We start from the raw sequence: 20,328 nt of genomic DNA on the forward strand, positions 1-20,328 counted from the left end.
TCTCACGCCAAGGCCTCGAGCGCCGGACGCCGGCGATCGCGCCGCCGTTGCAGCCAGCCGATCACGGCCATGGCGACCCGCGACTTGAACTTGTCCCAGCCGGTCGGATTGTGAATGACGTCTGCGCGATAGAACGAGGGACACAGCACGGCCGCGTCCGCGACCTCGCCGCAATTGCCGCATCCGACGCAGGAATTGTCGATGGCCGCAACGGGATCGTCGCGCAAGGGATCGTCGAGCTGCTTGACCGAGAGGGACGGGCAGCCGGAGAGGCGGATGCAGGCGTGGTCGCCGGTGCAGACGTCCTCGTCGACGCCGAAACGTTCCTTGACGGTGCGAACGCCGTCCTTGATCGCCTTGCTGATCTGCGGCCTCACGCGGCGCTGCTTGTTCAGCATGCATTCGGAGGACGCGACGATGACCTTTGGGCCTTCCTCCTTGGTCGTCAGCGCCTCCTTCAGCGTGTCGCGCATCCGGCCGACATCGTAGGTACGGTCGATCTGCCGGACCCATTGCCCGCCGATGCCCTTCACGGCCTGCACGATCGAGTTGTTGGTATTGCGCCGCTTGCTCGTCGCGCGCGACGACAGGATGTCCTGACCGCCGGTCGCCGAGGTGTAGTAATTGTCGACGATGATGAAGACGCCGTCATGCTTGTTGAAGACGGCGTTGCCGATCCCGCTGGTCAGCCCGTTGTGCCAGAAGCCGCCGTCACCCATCACGGCGATCGAGCGCTTGTCGGCCTTGACGTTGAAGGCCGAGGTCGAGGCCGGGCCGAGGCCAAAACCCATGGTCGTCGCGCCGATGTTGAACGGCGGCAGGATCGAGAACAGGTGGCAGCCGATGTCGGCGGAGACATGGTGCTGGCCGAGCTCGCTCTCGACGAGCTTCATGGCGGCGAAGATCGGCCGTTCCGGACAGCCGGTGCAAAGGCCGGGCGGACGCGCCGGCACGACGTGCTTCAGCTTCTCGACCTCGGGGTGGCTGAGCACGGGGCTCGCGTCCGGCGCCGGTGGCCGATTGCCAAGCAGCCTCGGCTCGGTCTTCTCGATGAATTCGCGCACGCCGCCGAGCAGCACCTGCGCGGTATAGTCGCCACCCATCGGCAGCACGTCCTTGCCGTGGATGCGCGCCTGGATATCCCTGCGGCGCAGCACCGTGTTGATCGCTTGCTCCAGATATTCCGGCTGGCCCTCCTCGACGATCAGGACGGCGTCCTTGTCGAGGCAGAACTCGGCGACCTCGGTGTCGATCACGGGGTAGGTGACGTTCATGACGTAGAGCGGAACCTGCGTGTTGCCGTAGGCATCGGATAGCCCGAGATATTGCAGTGCGCGGACGACGTTGTTGTACATCCCGCCCTGCATGATGATGCCGACCTTGCCCTGCTTCGGCCCCATCCATTCATTCAGCCTGTTGTCGCGGACGAAGTTGATGGCTGCGGGCATCCGCGTCTTGATCTTCTCCTGCTCATGCTCGTAGGCCGCCGGCGGCAGCACGATGCGGCCGACGTCGCGCTTCGGATTGTTCAGCGCGTCCTTGATGGTGTGGGCCGGCCTGACATTGTCCTTGCAGGCAAAGCTGCCGTGCATGTGACAGGCACGGACGCGCACCTCCAGCATGACAGGGGTGTTCGAGACCTCCGAGAGCTCAAAGCCCTTCTCGATCAGGTTGACGATGCATTCATGGTCAGGACGGGGATCCAGCAGCCAGATCTGCGATTTCATCGCAAAGGCATGGGTGCGCTCCTGCATGATCGAGGAGCCTTCGCCGTAATCCTCGCCGACGATGATCATCGTGCCGCCGGTAACGCCGCCAGAGGCGAGATTGGCCAGCGCGTCGGAGGCGACATTGGTGCCGACCGTCGACTTCCACGCCACCGCGCCGCGCAGCGGATACATCACGGAGGCCGACAGCATCGCCGCCGCCGCTGCTTCATTGGCGGAGCTCTGGAAGACGACGCCGAGGTCGTCGAGCACGTCCTTGGCGTCGGCCAGCACGTCCATCAGGTGCGAGATCGGCGAGCCCTGATAGCCGCCGACATAAGCAACGCCCGATTGCAGGAGTGCCTTGGTGATGGCGAGAATGCCTTCGCCGCGGAAGGTGTCGCCGTCGCCGAGCCGGAGATCCTCGACCTCGCGAGCAAAAGACCGTTCAGCCATTGCACCCTCCAGAAATATGCTATAGCATACGTTTACATGTAAAGTAAGTCAACGCTGCGCCTTCGCCGTCTGGCTTTGCGGATCTCTGCTCCGGACGGCGAGTATGAGCCAGCGACAGGGTAGGGCCAATGCTGAAGCTGCCGCGCTTTAGAGCCGCCGCCGTCCAGGCTTCACCTGTATATCTCAACGCCAGCGCGACCGCCGACAAGGCCGCCTCACTGGTGCGTGAGGCGGCGGCGAACGGCGCGAGGCTGGTCGCATTCCCCGAAGTCTTCGTGCCCGGCTATCCCTATTGGAACTGGATCACCGATCCTGTCACGGGCAGCGCCTGGTTCGAGAAGCTCGTCAAGGCATCGGTGCTGGTGCCGGGTCCCGAGATCGACGTCATCCGGAAGGCCGCGCGCGATGCCGGGTGCTATGTCGTATTCGGGGTGAACGAGCGCAGCCCGGTGTCGCTCGGCGCAATCTACAACACGCTGGTTTTCATCGGCCCGGACGGAACGCTGCTCGGCAAGCACCGCAAGCTGGTGCCGACCTGGGCAGAGAAGCTGACCTGGACCGGCGGTGACGGGTCGAGCCTGCGCGTCTATGACACCGAGATCGGGCGCCTCGGCGGGCTCGCCTGCGGCGAGAACACCAACACGCTCGCGCGCTTCGCGCTGCTCGGGCAGGGCGAGCTGGTTCACGTCGCGAGCTACATCTCGCTCCCCGTCGCGCCGCCGGACTACGACATGGCGGAGGCGATCAAGCTGCGCGCCATTGCCCATTCCTTTGAGGGAAAGATTTTTACGATCGTCTCCTGCTCGACCGTGTCGGAGGAGATCATTGCGGCCATGGAGACCGTCGTTCCCGACGCGCGGGCGCGCCTGCAGCGCAAGTCGAGCGCGTTCTCCGGCGTGATCGGACCGGACGGCCGTCTCGTCGGCGAGCCACTGATCGACGATGAAGGCATCGTCTATGCCGATATCGACCTCGAGCGCTGCATTCAGCCGAAGCAGATGCACGACATCGTCGGGCACTATAACCGGTTCGACATTTTCGATTTGCGGGTCAACCGCCGTCCGCAGGCGCCGCTCGGCCTTGCGGAAGGCGAACGTCTGGCGGCTGACGCAGCGGAGCAGGCGAACTTCGTCTCAATCCCAGGCAGGACGGAATAATGGGACGTGTCGATCCAACGACGCCACGAAGCGCGAACCACCTCACCGTTGTCCTGGCGAAAGCCAGGACCCATTACCCCGAATGGTCATTGTCGGGCGATCCGGGGCCACGATCCCTTTCACAAGGTGGTTATGGGTCCTGGCTTTCGCCAGGACGACAATGGTGGATGTAGCGACGGGACTGCATGAGACAGGACGTCATAAGACGTCATGAGCCAAGACTTGGAGGACAGGATGGGCGAGAACGTCATCGGCCGGGCCAATGTCGAGGATACCCCGGAACTCAAGGCCTACTACCAGGACCTCGAGAAGTTCGACGCGGCCGCGCTGTGGACGGTCGCCAACAGGATCGAGCCGTGGCAGCCGCAGTCGGCGTCCATTCCCGTGCTCTGGCGCTACAGCGATCTGCGCGAGCACGTGCTGCGCTCGGTAGAACTCGTTTCGCCGGAGAAGGCGGGACGGCGGGTGATCTACCTCAACAATCCCGGTCGCCGCGACGTGTCGGCCGCTGTCGGTTGGCTCTATTCAGGCTTGCAGGTGATGCACCCGGGCGAAGTGGCATCGGCCCATGCGCATTCGGCCTCCGCCCTGCGCTTCATCATGGAAGGGACGGGCGCCTATACCATCGTCGATGGCCACAAGATGACGCTCGGCGCGCGGGATTTCGTGCTGACGCCGAACGGCACCTGGCACGAGCATGGCGTCGAGGCAAACGGCTCGGTTTGCATCTGGCAGGATGGGCTCGACATTCCGCTGGTCAACGCGCTGGAGGCCAATTTCTTCGTCGTGCACCCGAAGATCCAGCAGGAGGAGTCGGGCTATCCCGTCGACGACATGACCAAGACTTGGGGCAATCCCGGCCTTCGGCCGGCGGGTTCGCGATGGTCGAACGGCTATTCACCGATGTTCAAATATGAGTGGGAGCCGACTTACGAGTCGTTGCGAAAATATGCCGCCGCGACCGACGGATCGCCCTATGACGGCATCCTGATGAACTATGTCAATCCGATCACCGGCGGACATGTGATGCAGACCATCGGCGCCAGCATGCAGTTGCTGCGTCCGGGCGAGAAGACCAGGTCGCACCGGCACACCGGAAGCTTCGTCTATCAGGTCGCCAAAGGACACGGCTACTCCGTGATCGGCGGCAAGCGGTTCGAGTGGCAGGAGCGCGACATTTTCTGTGTTCCCTCCTGGGCCTGGCATGAGCACGGCAACGGCTCCGGGAGCGAGGACGCCTGCCTGTTCTGTTTCAACGATCTCCCCGTCATCGAAGGGCTCGGTCTCTACCGTGAAGAGGCCTATGGCGACAATGCCGGCCATCAGTCGGTCGCGGCCTGACATTTCCCCGCAGAATTCAACCCGAAACCGGATCAAGCTTTCATGCGTCTAGTCACCTACACCTTGGGCTCCAGCGGTGCCCGGCTTGGGGTTGTCGTCAACGGTTTGGTTGTCGATGTCGAGCGCCTCGGTGCGTCCCGCGGTCTTGTCTGGCCGGGCGATATGCTCTCGTTGATCGATAATGGCGTTACGCTGCTGCCAGCGCTGAGGGAATGTCTGGACAGCGCCAACGGGGCGCTGCCGGTCGGTGCCGCCGTTCCGCTCGAGGACGTCAAGCTGCAGGCACCGATCCCGCGCCCGCGCAAGAACATCTTCGGGATCGGGCTGAACTATCGTGCGCATGTGGCGGAGTCCGCCAAGAGCCTCGACACCGACAAGGATCTGCCGAAGCAGCCGGTGGTGTTTTCCAAACCGCCGACCGCCGTGATCGGGCCGGGAGCGGCGATCCAGCACAATGCCAGCGTCACCCGGCAGCTCGACTGGGAGGTCGAGCTCGCCGTCATCATCGGCAAGACCGCGACGCGCATCCCGGTCGAGAAGGCGATGGATCACGTATTCGGCTATTCCGTGATGATCGACATTTCCGCGCGGGACAATCGCCGCGCCGGGCAGTGGATATTCTCCAAGGGCATGGACACCTACGCGCCGTTCGGCCCTTGCATCGTGACTGCGGACGAGATTCCCGATCCGCACGATCTCAGGCTTTGGCTGACCAAGAACGGCGTCATCAAGCAGGACTCCAACACCAAATACATGATCTTCGATATTCCGGCCCTGATCGCCGACATCTCGTCCGGCATGACGCTCGAGCCGGGCGACATCATCGCGACCGGAACGCCCGAAGGCGTTGGCGCCGGCATGAATCCGCAGGAATGGCTGTGGCCCGGCGATGTGGTCGAGGCGGGCGTCGACGGCGTCGGCGTCATCCGGCACCCCGTTGTTGCGATCTGATGACGCTGTTCTCGTTCGATCGCGAGCTGAGGTTCGGGGATTGCGATCCATCGGGGATCGCCTATTTCCCGTCCTACCTGAACATCCTCAACGGCGTGGTTGAGGAGTTTTGGGCTGTGATCGGATTTTCCTGGCCGGAGCTGATCACGATCCGCAGGATCGGGACCCCGACCGTGCATCTGGCTTGCGACTTTTCACGGCCGTCGAAATTCGGCGACTGCCTGACGTTCGGCCTGCGCGTCGTCAAGGTCGGCCGCGCCTCGCTCCATCTGGCGCACGTCGTGACGGCCGCAGATGGCGTGCGCTGGCGGGCGCGCCAGATCCTCGCCGCGACGTCGCTGGTCGATCATCACGCTATCCCATGGCCTGACGACGTTCGTGCGGCTCTCATGTCGCATCTGCAAGCCGGCGAGGAGAGGGCTGCATCATGATCTCGCTGTTCATGACGTTCTCCGATCCGAAAGGCGAGCGGCGAATTCACGCGGACGATCTTGCTGCTGCGGCTGCCCTCGTGGGGTCTACTCCGGGGATGGCCGAGGGCCTGCTGTTCACGCCGCTGGAGCAATCGGTCGATCATCCCTACAAGGCCGACGGGGCCGGACCGGTATTTGCGCTCCAACTGCGTTTTCCGAATCTGTTTGCGTGCGAGTCCGCGATGGACCGCGGTGGCGTGCTCGCAGGTCTTGCGGCAGGTCGCGGACTGCCGAGCCTTGCCGGATTGGACGTGACGCACCAGGCGATGGTAACGCGTGCCTATCCCGTCGACGACGCCACGCATGCGAACGGTACGGTCACGCCGTGCAGCTACCTCGTGCACTATCCCGGGCCGGCCGACGATATCAATGCCTGGAATTTGCATTACCTGGAGCATCATCCGTCGATCATGCGGACCTTCCCTGACGTCCGCCAGATCGAGATTTACACGCGTATCGATTGGGTCGACCGGCTGCCGTCGCAGCGGGTCGAGTACATGCAGCGCAACAGACTGATGTTCGACAGCCCGCAAGCCCTTGCGCGAGCGCTGAGCTCCGACGTGATCAAGCGCATGCGCGCGGACTTCGTCCGGTTTCCGCCGTTCGCGGGCGGCAACAAGCATTTTCCGATGCTGACGAGCATCGTCCCGGCAAGGGAGATGAGCGAGATGGGCGAGGGCGGAACGCCGCGATGATGGCATCGTGCCCCTGATTTGCCCGACGGTGCAAGCGGATTCTGAAAATCAGCATGCGTTGCTTCGGGCCAGCAAGCCATTGATGTTGCTGTGGCCGGCTACTGTGCATGGGGTTGTTTTCGATTTTTTTGGTGTGCGGCTCGCCGGGATCGACCCAAACCGGTCTCAGTGCCCGCCGAGATAGGCCGTGATCAACCGGGGATCGTGGATCAGATCCTTGGCAGGGCCGGACTGCACGATCTCGCCGGTCTCCAGCACGTAACCATAGTCGGCGGTCTCGAGCGCGGCACGGGCGTTCTGCTCGACCAGCAGGATGGACACACCCAAATCGCGCAAGGACGCGATGGTGCGAAAGATCTCGCGCACGATCAGCGGCGCAAGGCCGAGACTGGGTTCGTCGAGCATCAGGAGCGTGGGCTTTGCCATCAGCGCGCGCCCCAGCGCGAGCATCTGGCGCTCGCCGCCGGACAGCGTGCCGGCGGCCTGGCGTTGTCGTTCCCTGAGCCGGGGAAAGCGATCATAAACCTCATCCAGCGTCTTTCGGACGCCGGAGCGGTCGCGCAGGCTGTAGGAGCCGAGCAGAAGGTTGTCGGCGACCGACATGTCGGAGAACAGCTCGCGCTTCTCCGGAACCAGGCAGAGCCTGCGCTCGACGCGATCCTCGACGGACATCTTCCGGATATCGTTGCCCCGGAATGCCATGCGGCCACGCGATCCGAGCAGCCCGATGGCGGCCATCAGCAGCGTGGTCTTGCCGGCGCCGTTCGGGCCGATCACGGTGACGATCTGTCCTTCGTCGACCGACAGCGAGACGTTGCGCACGGCCTCGACGTTGTCGTAGCAGACGGTCACATCGGTGATGGAAAACATCTCGCTCACGCGACGCCCCCGAGATAGGCCTCTTGAACCCGTTCGTCGCTGCGGATCGCGCTTGGGACGCCCTCGCAAAGCTTGGAGCCGAAATCGAGCACCACGATGCGGTCGACCAGCGACATCACGAACTCCATATCGTGCTCGACGATGAGGATGGTCAGGTGATCCGCCCGCAGCGCGCGGAGCAACTCCGCCAGTCTCAGCTTTTCCTGGCGGCGCAGGCCCGCCGCCGGCTCGTCCAGCACCAGGAGCGCGGGATCCGCGGCGAGCGCGCGTGCGATCTCCAGGATGCGCTGGTTGCCAAGCGGAAGATTGCCGGCGAGCTCGAACGGCTTGTCGCCGAGCCCGACGCGCTCGAGCTGCATCAGCGCCTCGTGCCGGGCGCTGGCTTCCTCGCGCTGATTGAGGCGAAAGGCGCCGGCGAACAGGCCAGTGCGGGTTCGGCTGTAGGTGCCGAGCATGACGTTCTCCAGCAGGTTCATGCGCGGCCGCAGCTTCACATGCTGGAAGGTCCTGGCGACGCCGGCCTTGGCGATGCGGGATTGCGGATCACGCGTGATCAGGCGGCCCGCAAAGACGATCTCACCCTTATTGACCCGCAGCGCGCCGGTCAGGCAGTTGAACATCGTGCTCTTGCCGGCGCCGTTCGGACCGATGACGGCAAGGATCTCGCCGGATCTCACCTCGAAGCTGACATTGTTGACCGCGACGAGGCCGCCGAACCGGCGCTCGGCGCCATCAACCTTCAGGAGAAGCTCGCCCGGTGCCGGCTGCGGACGGCGCGGCAGCGGTGGCGCCGGCTGCGGCCGCTCGCGCCTGGTCTTGGGCAGATAGCGCGCAATGGAGGGAACGATGCCCTGCCGCGCCCATTGCAGGAACAGGATGAACAGCGCGGAGAAGGCGACGATCTCGAGCTGACCGGACGCGCCCTTGGCGATCAGCGGCAAATAGTCCTGCACGCTGTTCTTGAGCAGCGTCACGATGGCGGCGCCGACGACCCCGCCGAGCAGGCTGCCCGCGCCGCCGACCATCGTCATCATCAGGTACTCGATGCCCATGCTGGCATCGAACGGACCCGGGCTGATGAAGCGGCTCATATGCGCGTAAAGCCATCCGGAGAGCGAGGCCAGGAATGCCGCGATCACGAAGGTCACGAGCTTGATCCGGAAGGCGTTGATGCCGAGGCTCTCGACCAGCGTATTGCCGCCGCGCAGTGCCCGCATGGCGCGGCCGAGCCGCGAGTCCAGGAGATTGTAGCCGAGGAAGAGCATCAGGGCGACGATGCCCCAGATCAGATAATAGATCTGCGCGCTGGAGACGAGCGCGAACGAGCCAACAGTGATCGGCGGGATCGACGAGATGCCGTTGAAGCGGCCGAGCCCCTCGACATTGCCGAACAGGAAGCCGATCGCAAGGCCCCACGCGACGGTCGAGAGCGAGAGGAAATGGCCCTGGAGGCGCAAGGTGACGACGCCGAGGATGGCTGCCACGCCGCAGGTCAGCGCCACCCCGAACAGCAGGCCGAGCCAGGGCGATTGCCCGTTCAGGGCGGAGACCCACGCCGTCGCATAGGCCGCGATGCCGACGAACGCAGCCTGTCCGAACGACACGATGCCGCCGACGCCGGTGAGGAGCGCAAGGCCGATGGCGACCAGCGAATAGATGCCGATATAGTTCATCAGCGTGACGCTGAACGGGCTCAGGACGAGGGGCGCGAGTGCGAGGCACGCCAGTGCTGCTACTGCTGCGAGCTGAACATGAAGCCGCGTCATTCCTCGATCTCCTCCTCGGAATGCAGCGAGGCGAGGGATCGCCAGATCAGAACCGGGATCAGCAGCGAGAACACGATCACGTCCTTCAAGGCACTGCTCTGGAAGGATGCGAAGCTTTCGAGGATGCCGACCCCGACCGCGCCGATCGCTGCACCGGGATAGCTGGTCATGCCGCCGACGATGGCGCCGACGAACGCCTTCAGTCCGATCAGGAAGCCGGAATCGTAGAACACAGTATTCACCGGTGCGATCAGGATCCCGGATACGCCGGCCATCAGCGATCCCAGCAGGTAGGCGATGGTGCCGGCCCGCGCCGGCCGGATCCCCATCAGCCGCGAGCCGGTCCGGTTCACTGCCGTGGCGCGGAGCGATTTGCCGACCAGCGTGAAGTCGAAGAAGAGATAGAGGAGACCGCTGAAGACCAGCGCCGCGATCACGATCAGCATGGTCTGGCCCGAGATCAGGACGCCGGCGAACTCCGTTGACAACGACGTCAGCGGCTCGGTCCGGACCCCCTCGGGGCCGAAGAACAGCAAGCCAAGACCGACCAGCGCGAAATGCAGCGCCACCGAGACCGTCAGCAGCAGCAGCACCGTGCCGTCGGCGATCGGGCGGAAGACGATCCGGTCAAGCAGAGGGGCGATCGGCGTTATCAGCATCAGCGCGAGCACGAGCCGGACGGCGAGCGGCGGGTCCATGCGCATGGTGAGCCAGGCGATGCCGACCACCGCCAATGGAAGGGCGAGATAGAACAGAAGCGCGCGCGGCAGCAGGCGAAGCTCGCCGTTGCGAATGAGCGAGGTGATCTCGATCAGGGTCGCAAGGCACGCCAGCACCACGACCAGCGCGCCGGTCCCCGGAAAGCGCTTGGCATCGAGGGCCGCAAGTGTCAGCGCAGTGAAGGCGGCGATGTCGCCGAAGGGAATGAAGATGACCCGTGTCACCGTGAAGATGAGCACGGTTCCGATCGCAACCAGTGCGTAGACCGCACCGGTGGCGATCCCGTCGATCGCAAGGATGGCCGCGATATCGCTCGTCATTGAGACGCCGTTCCCCCGTTCTGACCGCCGGCCATCCTCCGCTTATGGTGCGTACTTCCAGGCGCCGCCGGTCAGGCGGACCACCACCAGCGAGCGCTCGTCGACGCCGGTCACCGCACCGGGCTTGAAGTTGTAGACGGCATGCACGCCGGGCAGTTCCTTGGTGCTGAGGATGGCGTCTCGCAGCGCCGTGCGGAATTCCGTCGTTCCGGGCTTCGCGGTCTTGAGCGCCCGCTCGGCGGCGTTGGCAAAGATCAGCCAGGCATCGAAGGAGTAGGCGGAGAACCCGTCGGTGGTCGGAATGTTGTGGGTCTTCTGGTAGACCGCGCGGAAATCGAGCGCGATTTTCTTGGCGAAGTGCTCGTCCGGAAGCTGTTCGGCCACGATCACGGGGCCGGCGGAGACCTGAATGCCCTCGGCGGCCTTGCCACCAACCGTGACGAAGTCCGGATTGACCAGCGCCACGGTGCCGTAGGTATTGCCCTTGAAGCCACGTTCGGAGAGCGTGATGAGAGGCAACGCGCCTTGCGTGCCCGAGCCGCCGATCAGCACCGCGTCGGGACGTGCAGCCATGACCTTGAGGATCTGCGCGGTCACCGAGGTATCGGTGCGGGCATAGCGCTCGTTGGTCTGGACCTTGATGTCTACAACGGGTTCGGCGGCCTTCGCCCCGTTGTAGACGAGGTCGCCCCATGCATCGGAGAAGCCGATATAACCAATATTCTTCATGCCATCGCGCTTCATCCTATCTGCGACGATCTTGACGAGGAGCGAAGCCGGCTGCGGCACCGCGACGACCCACTGCTCCGGCGATTCCGGAAGCTTGCCGATTGGCGAGATCGAGATCATCGGCACCTTCAATTCACTGGCGACGGCCGCCATGGCGATGGTCGAGGGGGTCGTCGCGGTGCCGATCAGGAGGTCGACCTTCTCCTCCTCGACGAGCTTGCGCGCGTTGCGCGTCGCGGCCGACGGATCGGAACCGTCGTCGAGCTGGATCAGGCGGATGGTCTCGCCGTTGATCGTCTTCTTATATTCATAGGCGGCATTGATGCCGCGCCCATAGGGGATGCCGATCGACGCGCCGTTGCCGCTCAGCGAGGTGACAAAGCCGATCGTGATGTCGGCTTGCGCAGTCGGTGCTGCGAAGACGCCGGCGACAAGTGCGAGTAAGCCCAGGGTCTTCTGCCGCATTTGCGTTGTCCTCCGTTGATGCTGGATACGAATGTCTGGAAGCCGGGCAGGAGCCCGCGCTGTGCACGAACCGATTGAAGGCATTGTTGCAGCGCCAGACGCGGGGCGCGGCGAGAGGGAAGTTCGCTTGGCCGGGGCGTCAGCAGCCATGGCGAGATGTGCCGCTCGAATAGCGGGCGGGTCGGCGGCAACCGGCGTGCATCTGTCGAAATGAAGGAAGGCGAATGCCGCAGCCGCGATGCGCGACCGGCGATGTTGCTGCCGGCCATTCAGGCCCGACGATAGTCCACGCGATTGAGTTTCTCAAAATCGGTGCCCTGCAACATCATCGTCATGGCCACCGGCATTGGCCGGTGGTCGATTACTTAAAGCCTAAAGTATTCTCTGTGGCGCCGTCAACACGTGTCACGGGGCTGCCAGAAAAAAATGTTGCTGCATACAATTCCGTCAGGACGCGCCATTTCCTTCATCTCTTTGTCCCGGAAAATAGGCCTTCTTGGCGCGACGGAGAGGCCCCCTTGACGGGCTCCATGCTGCGCATTTGACGGGTCAATTAGTTTATGGTTGAAATATCTCCGTCGGCAGGCCGACGGCCGATGCTCCCGTCACCGTTTGAGGAGAAGGGCGATGCGCATCTTCTGGCAGAGTTTCGTCGATGCGAGCGTGAACGCGCCCTATATGGCGCGGCTGTCGGAGTACCTCAACACGATCGCTGCGCCCGGCACGACGGTTCACGTCGAGGGCATTTCGCCGCCGGATCGGGAGTTCGGCCGGCTTGCCGAATTGCGCTGCGCGGTTCAGGCGATCGACAACGGGATCGCGGCCGAGGAGAGTGGGTTCGACGCCTTCGTGATGGGCCACTTCCAGGATCCGGGACTTTATGAACTCCGCTCGACGCTCGACATTCCCGTGATCGGGACCGGCGAGGCGACGCTGCTTGCGGCCTCGCAACTCGGTCGGCGCCTCGGCCTCGTGGCGCTCGATCCCGTCTTCGAGGTCTGGCACTACGAGCAGGCTGAACGTTATGGCCTCGGTGATCGCATCGTCCACGTGACCGGCCTCGGCTGCAAGCCGGAGGATTTCGCGGCTGCGTTCGCTGGCGATCAGGCGGCCCACGCCCGGATGATCGAGGATTTTCTGGCCTGTGCCCTGCCGCTGGTGGAGCGCGGCGCCGACGTGGTGATCCCTGCCGGTGTGCTGCCGGGCCTCTTGATCGGGCGTGAGCACGGTCTGAAGGTCGGGCACGCGCCGGTCGTGAACTGCGCCGCGGTGGCGTTGAAGAGCGCCGAGATGTGGGTACAGCTCAGACAACTCAATGGCACCGAGCCGAGCCGCGGACCGAGCTTCAAGCGTGCCAGTGCATTGGCCCGTGATGATTTCCGAGCGATGCTCGCGCGCAACAAGCGTTAGCGCCCGAACAGCCGACCAACTCTGGAGAGCCAGACGTGACGAGACCCGAGAAGGTGACCCTGTTCGAATACGACTCGTGGCAGTATCGATGCGAAGCTGACGGTGATTTGATGCGGGCAGGCAAGGCAGGCGGCTGGTGAAAAATTCGCTGCGCACACCGTATGACGGCATCGTGATGGCGGCTCCCGTCACGATCCCCTATGCGCGCTATTCCATCGAGAGCGCGCAATGGTGGATCGGCCGCGCGCTGAGCGCGCTAGTCACGCGGGCCGGCATCAAGGCCTCCGATATCGACGGCCTGTGCGTCTCCAGCTTCACCATGGGGACCGACAGCGGGATCGGACTGACCCAGCATTTCGGGCTGTGTGTCAGATGGCTGGACACCATCCCGCTCGGCGGCGCCAGCGCCATCGCGGCATTGCGGAAGGCGGCGCGCGCGGTGCAGGCACACGATGCCGACATCGTGGCTTGCGTGGCCGGCGATACCAACCACGTCGATTCCTTCCGCCTGACGCTCGAGAATTTCTCGCGCTTCAACCAGGACGCGGTCTACCCTTACGGCGCAGGCGGCGCCAATGCGAGCTTCGCGCTGATCGCGCGCAACTATATGCGGACTTATGGCGTCATGCGCGAGGACGTCGGCAGGATCGCGGTCGCCCAGCGTGCCAACGCGCTGCGCAACCCGCATGCGCTGATGAAGACGCCGCTGACGATCGAGCAGTATCTGGCGGCCCGTCCCATTTCCGACCCCATTCACCTGTTCGATTGCGTCATGCCGTGCGCCGGTGCCGAGGCCTTCCTTGTGATGCGGGACGAGACCGCGGCGTCGCTTGGCTTGCCGGCTGCACGATTGCTGTCGACGATCGAGCGGCACAACGCCTTCGCCGACGATCCGATGCAGGTGCGCGGCGGCTGGGCAATGGATGTCGGCGAACTCTACGCGATGGCCGGCGTGAAGCCTGACGATCTCGATATCGTCCAGACCTACGATGACTATCCAATCATCACGATGATGCAGTTCGAGGATCTCGGCTTCTGCAACAAGGGCGAGGGCGCGGCCTTCGTTCGTCAGCACGATCTGACGGTTGACGGCGACTTCCCGCACAACACCTCGGGCGGCCAGCTCTCGGCAGGGCAGGCCGGCGCCGCCGGCGCCTATCTCGGGCTTGTCGAAGGATTGCGGCAGGTCCTGGGGGAAGCCGGTCCCACACAGGTAAAGGATGCAAAGCTCGGTTTGGCCTCCGGCTTCGGCATGATCAATTATGACCGCGGCCTGGCCTCGGGCGCCGTGATCTTTGCAGGGCCCGCGCGATGATCGATCCGATCGAGCCACCCCGACGCAAGAACCCGCTGCTGCGGACGCGACTTCCCGCATCGCCGCCGCGGGCGCGCAGCAGGACATCGCACGGGTTCACGCGCGCCGCCGCCGAAGGACGCTTCATGCTGCAGCGCTGCGCGGCCTGCGGCGCCTTTGCCTACCCGGCACGCGAGGCGTGCCCCGCCTGCCTGTCGGCCGATCTCGCGTTCGTCGATGCGCCGCGCCGCGGCGCACTGCTGGCCGAAACGACGGCGCGGGTGCCGAGCGACGTCTATTTCCGCGAGCGGGCGCCCTGGCGGATTGGTCTTGTCAAAATGGATTGCGGTCCGACGATGGTGGCGCATCTGCATGCCGACTGCGTCGAGGGCGCGCCGGTCCTGATGTCGTTTCAGCTCGACAAGAGCGGCCAGGCAGTAGCCTTTGCCCGACCCGAGGGGGAGACGCCCAACATGGCAGACGACAGGCAGTGGCGGGAAATGATGGCTGACCCGAAATTCCGGCGGGTGCTCGTGACCAACGGCCGCAGCGTGATCGGCCAGGAGGCCGTTGCGGCGCTGAAGGCCGCGGGCGCGAAGACGGTGTTCGTCGGCGTTGCCGAACCGTGGCGGCCGTTTGCCGGCGAGCATCTGTTGCGCGGACAGCAAGGGATCGAGGTCGTCACACTCGACGCGGCCGACGAAAAGTCGGCGACTGATCTTGCGGCCGACATCGGCGGCAAGATCGATATCCTGGTCAACACGACGGAATATGTACGACCCGGCGGCCTCCTCGACCGCAGGGGCACGAGCATCGCGCGGGACGAAATCGACCAGGCCTATCTCGGCTTCATCAACCTCGCGCAGGCCTTCGGTCCGGCGATGCGGATGCGGGGTGCGGATGGCGTCAACAACAGTGCCGCCTGGGTCAATATCCTGTCGGTCTATGCGCTGGCGAACTGGCCCGCTTTCGGCGCCTACTCGGCATCGCAAGCCGCCTGCCTGTCGCTGTCGCATTGTCTTCGCGCGGAACTCAGGCCCGGTGGCGTCAAGGTGCTGAACCTGTTCACGGGGCCGGTCGACACCGAGTGGTTCCAGACCGTGCCACCGCCGAAGGTCGCGCCGCGCGCTGTTGCGCAGGCGATCGTGTCCGGGCTCAGAGGCGGGCTCGAGGAGATGTATGTCGGGGACGTTGCCGAGGAAATCAGGCAGCGTCGCGCCGCCAATCCGAAAGCGCTCGAGCGCGAGCTCGACAGATAAGATCAGGGTTTCAACCAAGCAGGAGGACGTGACGATGCAAAGCAAGAATCTCCTGGAGCTCGCAGGTGCGATCTCGTCCGGCGCGGTGCGCGTCGTCGATCTGACCTTCACGCTCAGTCCGGATTTTCCGGTCATCGTGCTGCCGCCGGAGTTTGGCCAGGCAGCTCCCGTCCGGATCCAGGAGATTTCGCGATATGACGGTCGCGGCCCGGCCTGGTACTGGAACAACGTGACGTTCGGCGAGCACACCGGCACGCATTTCGATGCGCCGATTCACTGGTTCACCGGCAAGGACCTGCCGAACAACGCCGTCGATACAATGCCTGCCAAGGACATGATCGCTCCGGCGTGCGTGATCGACTGCTCGGCCGGGGCAGCGCAGGATCCGGATTTCCTGCTGACCGCTCCGCTCGTCGAAGCCTGGGAGGCGAAGCACGGCCGGATTCCCGAGCGGCACTGGGTTCTGCTGCGGACCGACTGGTCGAAGAAGGGCTGGCGCGACTACGCCAACCTCAGGGATGACGGCGCGCACACCCCAGGTCCGAATCCGGCCGTGATGAAATGGCTGGTGGAGGAGCGCGGCATCATCGGATTCGGCACCGAGACGATCGGCACCGACGCGGGGCAGGCCGGCCATTTCGAACCGCCTTATCCGGCGCATCACTTCCTGCACGGCGCCGGCCGGTATGGCCTTCAGTGTCTCTGCAATCTCGATCAGCTTCCCGCAACGGGCGCCGTCATTGTGGCTTCACCCCTGAAGATCCAGAACGGTTCCGGCAGCCCGCTGCGCGTGATCGCGTTGGTGTCGGCAGACTGAAGCGAGCGGATGGCGCTTGCCCGGCAGAAGAAACGCAAACCAAGAAGGACAAGTGCCATGTTCTCGATGAAGACCCTGCTGGCTTCTGCCGCGCTGCTTGTCGCCGTTCCGCAGGTCGGGCAGGCGGAGATCCTCGTCGGCTTCGTCACCGGCCTCAGCGGGCCGGTGTCGTCGATCGGGATTCCGAATGCAAAAGGATTGGCGGCGGGCGAAGCCTATATCGGCGAAGTCGGCAGTGAGAAGCTCCGCGTCATTCAACTCGACGACGGCTCCGATCCCACGGCGTCGGCGCGTAACGCGCGCAAGCTCGTCGAGCAGGAGAAGGTCGACATTCTCATCGGGACGTCAGGTGCGCCGCAGACGCTGGCGATGGCGACGGCTGCGATCGAGATGAAGATTCCAATGATCGCGGTGTCACCGATCGCGGCGGTGCCATCAGGCGATGGCGGGCCCTGGGTCGTGCAGACGCCGCAACCGACGCCGCTTCTCGTTCAGGGCATCGTCGACCATATGAAGGCGCGAGGGTTGAAGACCGTCGCATTCATCGGCTTCTCGGATGCCTTCGGCGACCTCATGTACGATTCGCTGACGCAAAGCGCCAAGGCGGCCGACATCAAGGTCATCGCTAACGAGCGATACGCCCGATCGGATTCGTCGGTGACCGCCCAGGTGTTGCGCGCGTTGGCGGCCCACCGCGACGCCATCATGCTCGGCGGCACGGGAACGCCTGGCGCGTTGCCGGTGATCGCCTTGTCCGAGCGTGGATACAGGGGACCGCTCTACGGCAACCACGGACTCATCAGTGCCGATTTCCTGCGGCTCGCCGGCAAGGCCGCCAACGGAATTATCTGCCCGACCGGGCCGGTGACCGCGGCCGAGCAGCTACCAGCCAGCAATCCGATCCAGAAGGTTGCCTTGGCGTTCCGCGCGGCCTTCGAGAAGGCGAATGGCGAGGCGCCGACCGACTCGTTTTCATCCTATTCCTTCGACGGTTGGCTGGTGTTCGTCGATGCGGCCAAGCGCGCGCTGGCGACCGGCGCCAAGCCGGGCTCGCCGGAATTCCGCACCGCGCTTCGCGAGGCGCTGTTCACCACCAAGGAGCTGGTCGGGACGCAGGGCGTCTACTCCTACACGCCGGCGGATCGGCACGGCGTCGATGCGCGCGCGCGAGTCCTGGTTCAGATCGAGGACGGGAAGTACAAGCTGCTGCCGTGATTGAGCGGCGGGATGGCGCCGGAGCGCGACGTGAAGGTAGCGCTAGTTACAACGTCAGCTCACGGCTTCTGCATCGCGTCCCTGACGGCGCCCTTGAGCTCGTCGAGCTCGCCGGTCAATCCATCGAGCCGATCGGCCGGGAATCCTGCCAGCAGCTCGGCCAGCCATGAGCCATGGCTCTTGGCCATGCGCCTGAAGGCCTTCCGGCCCTCGACGGTCATGCAAACGATCTGCACGCGCCGATCCAGGTTGGAGGGCGTGCGGGTGATGTAGCCGTCCTCGACCAGACGGTCGACGATGGGTGTGAGGTTTCCGGCGGAGACCATCAGGCGCTTCGGCAGCTCTCCCAGCACCAGTCCACTCGGCTCGCGGTCAAGCTGGGCCAGCACGTCGAAGCGCGGCATCGTGAAATCGAATTCCTCGCGGAACCGGCGCCGCAGCTCGCCCTCGATCAGGGTTGTGCAGGCAAGCAGCCGAAGCCAAAGCCGCGTCTGAGCCCGGTACTCGGCCTCCTGATCAACCCCGCTCTTGGGCGAAACAGGTGGGGACTCCTTCGCGACTGCCAAATCAGATCTCCTGCCGCATCCGGTCCCGCTGAAGGCGACGACCTCGATGTCGCCCACAAGATAGTTCGTGCCAAAAGTAAATTCAAGGTTCGTTCAACGCGCACCGAAGCCGCTTGCCGATCTGCAATTTTGCGGAGCTTTGCGTGGCGAACAACTATCCCATGGTTCGCCAATGGGCGCCTCGGTGATCTTTTGGTCTGTATTTATATTTTATACTTAAAATAAATTCGTGGCCTCTGCCGTGAGATTGAACGAGCCCGCGGCAAACGGGGCCGCGGTTCCTCTCGTGTACCCTTCCGCATCGACCACGACGGTGCAGCCTGAGGCGACTTGCGAGCGGAACCGCCGTGCGCGCGCCCACGTCCTAGCGTAGCTGCGCTTGAGTCCAAGACGTACGCGGCCCGGTAGGTCTAACTGACAGCAACGAAAGATCGTCGGGTAGCAGTTTGTCGTCCGGCTCGACGACAACGCGGGCGGCATGGGGACGAAGCGAACACATGAGATTCAGTGGACGAACGGCCTTGGTCACGGGCGGGGGCACCGGAATAGGAGCGGCCGTTGCACGGCGGCTTGCGTCGGAGGGCGCCAATGTTGCGGTCATGGGCCGGCGGCGGGAGCCGCTGCAGGCGTTGGCTGACGAGACCGGTTGCTTCGTGGTGCAGGCAGACGCGGCCGACAGCGTCGCAGTACGGGCAGCGTTGAAGGAGATCCACGGCAAGTTCGGCAGGGTGGACATCCTGATCGCCAATGCCGGCGGTCACGGCGTCGGTCCGACAATCTCGATGACCGACGAGACATGGTCGCTGGCGACCCGGCTCAATCTTGACACCGCCTTTGTCTGCGCCCGCGAAAGCCTTCCCGATCTGATCGCGCAAAAAGGCACCGTCGTCGTCGTTGCCTCGATCGCCGGTTTGTTCGCGGGCCCCGACGCGGCCGGCTATGTGACGATGAAGCATGCCTGCATCGGCTTCGGCAAATCGCTGGCGCGCGATTACGGCCGCAAGGGTGTGCGGACCAATATCGTGTGTCCCGGCTGGGTCGCGACTGCGATGGCCGACGAGCAGATGCAAGTCATCGTCGAGAAGCACGGACTTCATTCGATCGAGGAAGCCTATCGGCTGGTCACCAAAGATGTGCCGCTCGGCCGCCCGTCAACATCGGAGGAAGTTGCAAACGTCATCTGCTTCCTCGCCTCGAACGATGCGTCGGCCATGAATGGTTCGATCCTGACCGTCGATGGCGGGGCGGCGGTGGTCGACCTACCGACTTTGGCATTCGTCGAGTGAGCGGGAGGCAAAAGATGCAAGGCAACGACAGACCCGCTGACTGGAAGAATTTCGATGACTTCGCCGCGGGCATTGCAACCAACCGGCTGCCGACCACGGACGCGCTCGCCGGCCAGCGCCTGAAGATCACGCTGAAGGATGGCCGCGCCATTGATCTGGCTTTTGCTTCAGCCGATCGGCTCGACTGGCGCGAGGGCGATGCGACCGGCGCCGACTGGTATGAGGCCATCAACGTGGCGCCCGACGTGGTTTTCATCAACGTCACCCTTGCGGCGCGTCCGACCGAGGACGAAGCCTTCATCGTCAACACCAGGACCCGCCGCGTGCTGTCGGTGCGCGAGCGCGTCCGCGCCGTCGGCGAAGCTCGGGGAGAACCGCGGGTCGCGCAGGTCTACACGTCCGGTGTTGTCGGCGATCCCGCGATTCCGCCGGCGGGGTTCGAGCCGTCGCCGTCGCGCGACCTGGTCGGGATGACGGCCCATTACGAATACAGCCCGCAGCATCTTTACGAGCACGTCTATCTGAGTTCGCAGCGCTATGCCTGGCAGAACCTGGTCGGCGTCCAGCGCGGCCATGGCGACGTCGATCTGACGACGACCTACAAGTTCGATCACAATCAGTACGTCTTCGGATTCCGCGAGTTCATCATCCCGGTCGCGTCGATCTTCTTCTACGACTGGGATGCCATGCGTTCGACCGGGAAATTCCTCGGCGTGACGAGCGAGGGCCGGGTCGAGAACAAGCCGGCCGGCGCCTTCATCAAGATCAAGTCCAGAACCAGCTACGACCCCGGCAAGGAACCGGTGTAATCTAGGGAGCAGCG

Annotated in this window: 19 protein-coding genes; 13 read left to right on the plus strand and 6 right to left on the minus strand. The window is 64.2% G+C overall.

Annotation, left to right across the window (positions count from 1 at the left end):
- Window positions 1–2: 2 nt before the first annotated feature.
- Window positions 3–2,162 (minus strand): thiamine pyrophosphate-dependent enzyme, encoded by a 2,160-nt coding sequence (locus ACVIGB_RS49220; RefSeq protein WP_456723808.1) that lies wholly within the window; start codon window positions 2,160–2,162, stop codon window positions 3–5.
- Window positions 2,163–2,290: 128 nt separating this feature from the next.
- Between ACVIGB_RS49220 and ACVIGB_RS49225 the strand changes: the two genes are divergently transcribed.
- The 5 genes from ACVIGB_RS49225 (at window position 2,291) to ACVIGB_RS49245 (ending at window position 6,779) form a co-directional block, all read left to right on the plus strand.
- Window positions 2,291–3,319: a carbon-nitrogen hydrolase family protein gene (locus ACVIGB_RS49225; RefSeq protein WP_456723807.1), complete on the plus strand. Its 1,029-nt coding sequence runs from the start codon at window positions 2,291–2,293 to the stop codon at window positions 3,317–3,319.
- Window positions 3,320–3,553: 234 nt separating this feature from the next.
- Window positions 3,554–4,660: a cupin domain-containing protein gene (locus ACVIGB_RS49230; RefSeq protein ID WP_456723806.1), complete on the plus strand. Its 1,107-nt coding sequence runs from the start codon at window positions 3,554–3,556 to the stop codon at window positions 4,658–4,660.
- 42 nt (window positions 4,661–4,702) lie between these two features.
- Entirely contained in the window at window positions 4,703–5,611 is a 909-nt protein-coding gene (locus ACVIGB_RS49235) for a fumarylacetoacetate hydrolase family protein (protein ID WP_456723805.1), read from the plus strand.
- A complete protein-coding gene (locus ACVIGB_RS49240) occupies window positions 5,611–6,042 on the plus strand; it encodes an acyl-CoA thioesterase (protein WP_456723804.1) in 432 nt (143 codons plus the stop codon). The genes ACVIGB_RS49235 and ACVIGB_RS49240 overlap by 1 nt, the downstream gene beginning before the upstream one ends.
- Window positions 6,039–6,779 carry a hypothetical protein gene (locus tag ACVIGB_RS49245; protein ID WP_456723803.1) on the plus strand — a complete coding sequence of 247 codons (741 nt, stop codon included), beginning with the start codon at window positions 6,039–6,041 and terminating at the stop codon, window positions 6,777–6,779. Before ACVIGB_RS49240 ends, ACVIGB_RS49245 begins: the two co-directional genes overlap by 4 nt.
- Before the next feature lie 165 nt (window positions 6,780–6,944).
- On the opposite strand, the gene ACVIGB_RS49250 is transcribed toward ACVIGB_RS49245, so the two are convergent.
- Genes ACVIGB_RS49250 through ACVIGB_RS49265 form a run of 4 tightly spaced genes read right to left on the minus strand, consistent with a single transcriptional unit; the run spans window position 6,945 to window position 11,658 of the window.
- Window positions 6,945–7,658 (minus strand): ABC transporter ATP-binding protein, encoded by a 714-nt coding sequence (locus ACVIGB_RS49250; protein ID WP_456723802.1) that lies wholly within the window; start codon window positions 7,656–7,658, stop codon window positions 6,945–6,947.
- Window positions 7,655–9,424: a branched-chain amino acid ABC transporter ATP-binding protein/permease gene (locus ACVIGB_RS49255; protein WP_456723801.1), complete on the minus strand. Its 1,770-nt coding sequence runs from the start codon at window positions 9,422–9,424 to the stop codon at window positions 7,655–7,657. The genes ACVIGB_RS49250 and ACVIGB_RS49255 overlap by 4 nt, the downstream gene beginning before the upstream one ends.
- On the minus strand, window positions 9,421–10,464 hold the full coding sequence (locus ACVIGB_RS49260; protein ID WP_456723800.1) for a branched-chain amino acid ABC transporter permease: 1,044 nt from the start codon (window positions 10,462–10,464) through the stop codon (window positions 9,421–9,423). The genes ACVIGB_RS49255 and ACVIGB_RS49260 overlap by 4 nt, the downstream gene beginning before the upstream one ends.
- A gap of 42 nt (window positions 10,465–10,506) precedes the next feature.
- The gene (locus ACVIGB_RS49265; protein WP_456723799.1) at window positions 10,507–11,658 is read right to left on the minus strand and encodes an ABC transporter substrate-binding protein; all 1,152 of its coding nucleotides are present in this window, start codon (window positions 11,656–11,658) and stop codon (window positions 10,507–10,509) included.
- A gap of 224 nt (window positions 11,659–11,882) precedes the next feature.
- On the opposite strand from ACVIGB_RS49265, the gene ACVIGB_RS49270 reads away from it, so the two are divergent.
- The 6 genes from ACVIGB_RS49270 to ACVIGB_RS49295 all read left to right on the plus strand — a co-directional run bounded on the left by ACVIGB_RS49270 (window position 11,883) and on the right by ACVIGB_RS49295 (window position 17,653).
- Entirely contained in the window at window positions 11,883–12,203 is a 321-nt protein-coding gene (locus ACVIGB_RS49270) for a hypothetical protein (protein ID WP_456723798.1), read from the plus strand.
- Between the two features lie 82 nt (window positions 12,204–12,285).
- Window positions 12,286–13,068 (plus strand): aspartate/glutamate racemase family protein, encoded by a 783-nt coding sequence (locus ACVIGB_RS49275; protein ID WP_456723797.1) that lies wholly within the window; start codon window positions 12,286–12,288, stop codon window positions 13,066–13,068.
- Between the two features lie 136 nt (window positions 13,069–13,204).
- On the plus strand, window positions 13,205–14,383 hold the full coding sequence (locus ACVIGB_RS49280) for a thiolase family protein (protein ID WP_456723796.1): 1,179 nt from the start codon (window positions 13,205–13,207) through the stop codon (window positions 14,381–14,383).
- The gene (locus tag ACVIGB_RS49285) at window positions 14,380–15,621 is read left to right on the plus strand and encodes an SDR family NAD(P)-dependent oxidoreductase (RefSeq protein ID WP_456723795.1); all 1,242 of its coding nucleotides are present in this window, start codon (window positions 14,380–14,382) and stop codon (window positions 15,619–15,621) included. Before ACVIGB_RS49280 ends, ACVIGB_RS49285 begins: the two co-directional genes overlap by 4 nt.
- A gap of 34 nt (window positions 15,622–15,655) precedes the next feature.
- On the plus strand, window positions 15,656–16,438 hold the full coding sequence (locus ACVIGB_RS49290) for a cyclase family protein (protein WP_456723794.1): 783 nt from the start codon (window positions 15,656–15,658) through the stop codon (window positions 16,436–16,438).
- 57 nt (window positions 16,439–16,495) lie between these two features.
- On the plus strand, window positions 16,496–17,653 hold the full coding sequence (locus tag ACVIGB_RS49295; protein ID WP_456723793.1) for an ABC transporter substrate-binding protein: 1,158 nt from the start codon (window positions 16,496–16,498) through the stop codon (window positions 17,651–17,653).
- Window positions 17,654–17,712: 59 nt separating this feature from the next.
- On the opposite strand, the gene ACVIGB_RS49300 is transcribed toward ACVIGB_RS49295, so the two are convergent.
- Window positions 17,713–18,219: a MarR family winged helix-turn-helix transcriptional regulator gene (locus ACVIGB_RS49300; protein ID WP_456723792.1), complete on the minus strand. Its 507-nt coding sequence runs from the start codon at window positions 18,217–18,219 to the stop codon at window positions 17,713–17,715.
- A gap of 497 nt (window positions 18,220–18,716) precedes the next feature.
- On the opposite strand from ACVIGB_RS49300, the gene ACVIGB_RS49305 reads away from it, so the two are divergent.
- Complete coding sequence (locus ACVIGB_RS49305; RefSeq protein WP_456723791.1) at window positions 18,717–19,505, plus strand: SDR family NAD(P)-dependent oxidoreductase; 789 nt, start codon at window positions 18,717–18,719, stop codon at window positions 19,503–19,505.
- A gap of 14 nt (window positions 19,506–19,519) precedes the next feature.
- The gene (locus ACVIGB_RS49310; RefSeq protein WP_456723790.1) at window positions 19,520–20,314 is read left to right on the plus strand and encodes a MoaF C-terminal domain-containing protein; all 795 of its coding nucleotides are present in this window, start codon (window positions 19,520–19,522) and stop codon (window positions 20,312–20,314) included.
- Window positions 20,315–20,328 lie beyond the last annotated feature (14 nt).

Source organism: Bradyrhizobium sp. USDA 4341 (assembly GCF_054063755.1).

What these genes read in the sequence shown, in the direction of transcription:
- ACVIGB_RS49310 (WP_456723790.1), top strand. Translation starts at nt 19,520, where the DNA reads ATGCAAGGCAACGACAGACCCGCTGACTGGAAGAATTTCGATGACTTC.
- ACVIGB_RS49260 (WP_456723800.1), bottom strand. Translation starts at nt 10,464, where the DNA reads ATGACGAGCGATATCGCGGCCATCCTTGCGATCGACGGGATCGCCACC.
- ACVIGB_RS49265 (WP_456723799.1), bottom strand. Translation starts at nt 11,658, where the DNA reads ATGCGGCAGAAGACCCTGGGCTTACTCGCACTTGTCGCCGGCGTCTTC.
- ACVIGB_RS49285 (WP_456723795.1), top strand. Translation starts at nt 14,380, where the DNA reads ATGATCGATCCGATCGAGCCACCCCGACGCAAGAACCCGCTGCTGCGG.
- ACVIGB_RS49270 (WP_456723798.1), top strand. Translation starts at nt 11,883, where the DNA reads ATGCCGCAGCCGCGATGCGCGACCGGCGATGTTGCTGCCGGCCATTCA.
- ACVIGB_RS49295 (WP_456723793.1), top strand. Translation starts at nt 16,496, where the DNA reads ATGTTCTCGATGAAGACCCTGCTGGCTTCTGCCGCGCTGCTTGTCGCC.
- ACVIGB_RS49225 (WP_456723807.1), top strand. Translation starts at nt 2,291, where the DNA reads ATGCTGAAGCTGCCGCGCTTTAGAGCCGCCGCCGTCCAGGCTTCACCT.
- ACVIGB_RS49245 (WP_456723803.1), top strand. Translation starts at nt 6,039, where the DNA reads ATGATCTCGCTGTTCATGACGTTCTCCGATCCGAAAGGCGAGCGGCGA.
- ACVIGB_RS49275 (WP_456723797.1), top strand. Translation starts at nt 12,286, where the DNA reads ATGCGCATCTTCTGGCAGAGTTTCGTCGATGCGAGCGTGAACGCGCCC.
- ACVIGB_RS49230 (WP_456723806.1), top strand. Translation starts at nt 3,554, where the DNA reads ATGGGCGAGAACGTCATCGGCCGGGCCAATGTCGAGGATACCCCGGAA.
- ACVIGB_RS49235 (WP_456723805.1), top strand. Translation starts at nt 4,703, where the DNA reads ATGCGTCTAGTCACCTACACCTTGGGCTCCAGCGGTGCCCGGCTTGGG.
- ACVIGB_RS49240 (WP_456723804.1), top strand. Translation starts at nt 5,611, where the DNA reads ATGACGCTGTTCTCGTTCGATCGCGAGCTGAGGTTCGGGGATTGCGAT.
- ACVIGB_RS49220 (WP_456723808.1), bottom strand. Translation starts at nt 2,162, where the DNA reads ATGGCTGAACGGTCTTTTGCTCGCGAGGTCGAGGATCTCCGGCTCGGC.
- ACVIGB_RS49255 (WP_456723801.1), bottom strand. Translation starts at nt 9,424, where the DNA reads ATGACGCGGCTTCATGTTCAGCTCGCAGCAGTAGCAGCACTGGCGTGC.
- ACVIGB_RS49290 (WP_456723794.1), top strand. Translation starts at nt 15,656, where the DNA reads ATGCAAAGCAAGAATCTCCTGGAGCTCGCAGGTGCGATCTCGTCCGGC.
- ACVIGB_RS49305 (WP_456723791.1), top strand. Translation starts at nt 18,717, where the DNA reads ATGAGATTCAGTGGACGAACGGCCTTGGTCACGGGCGGGGGCACCGGA.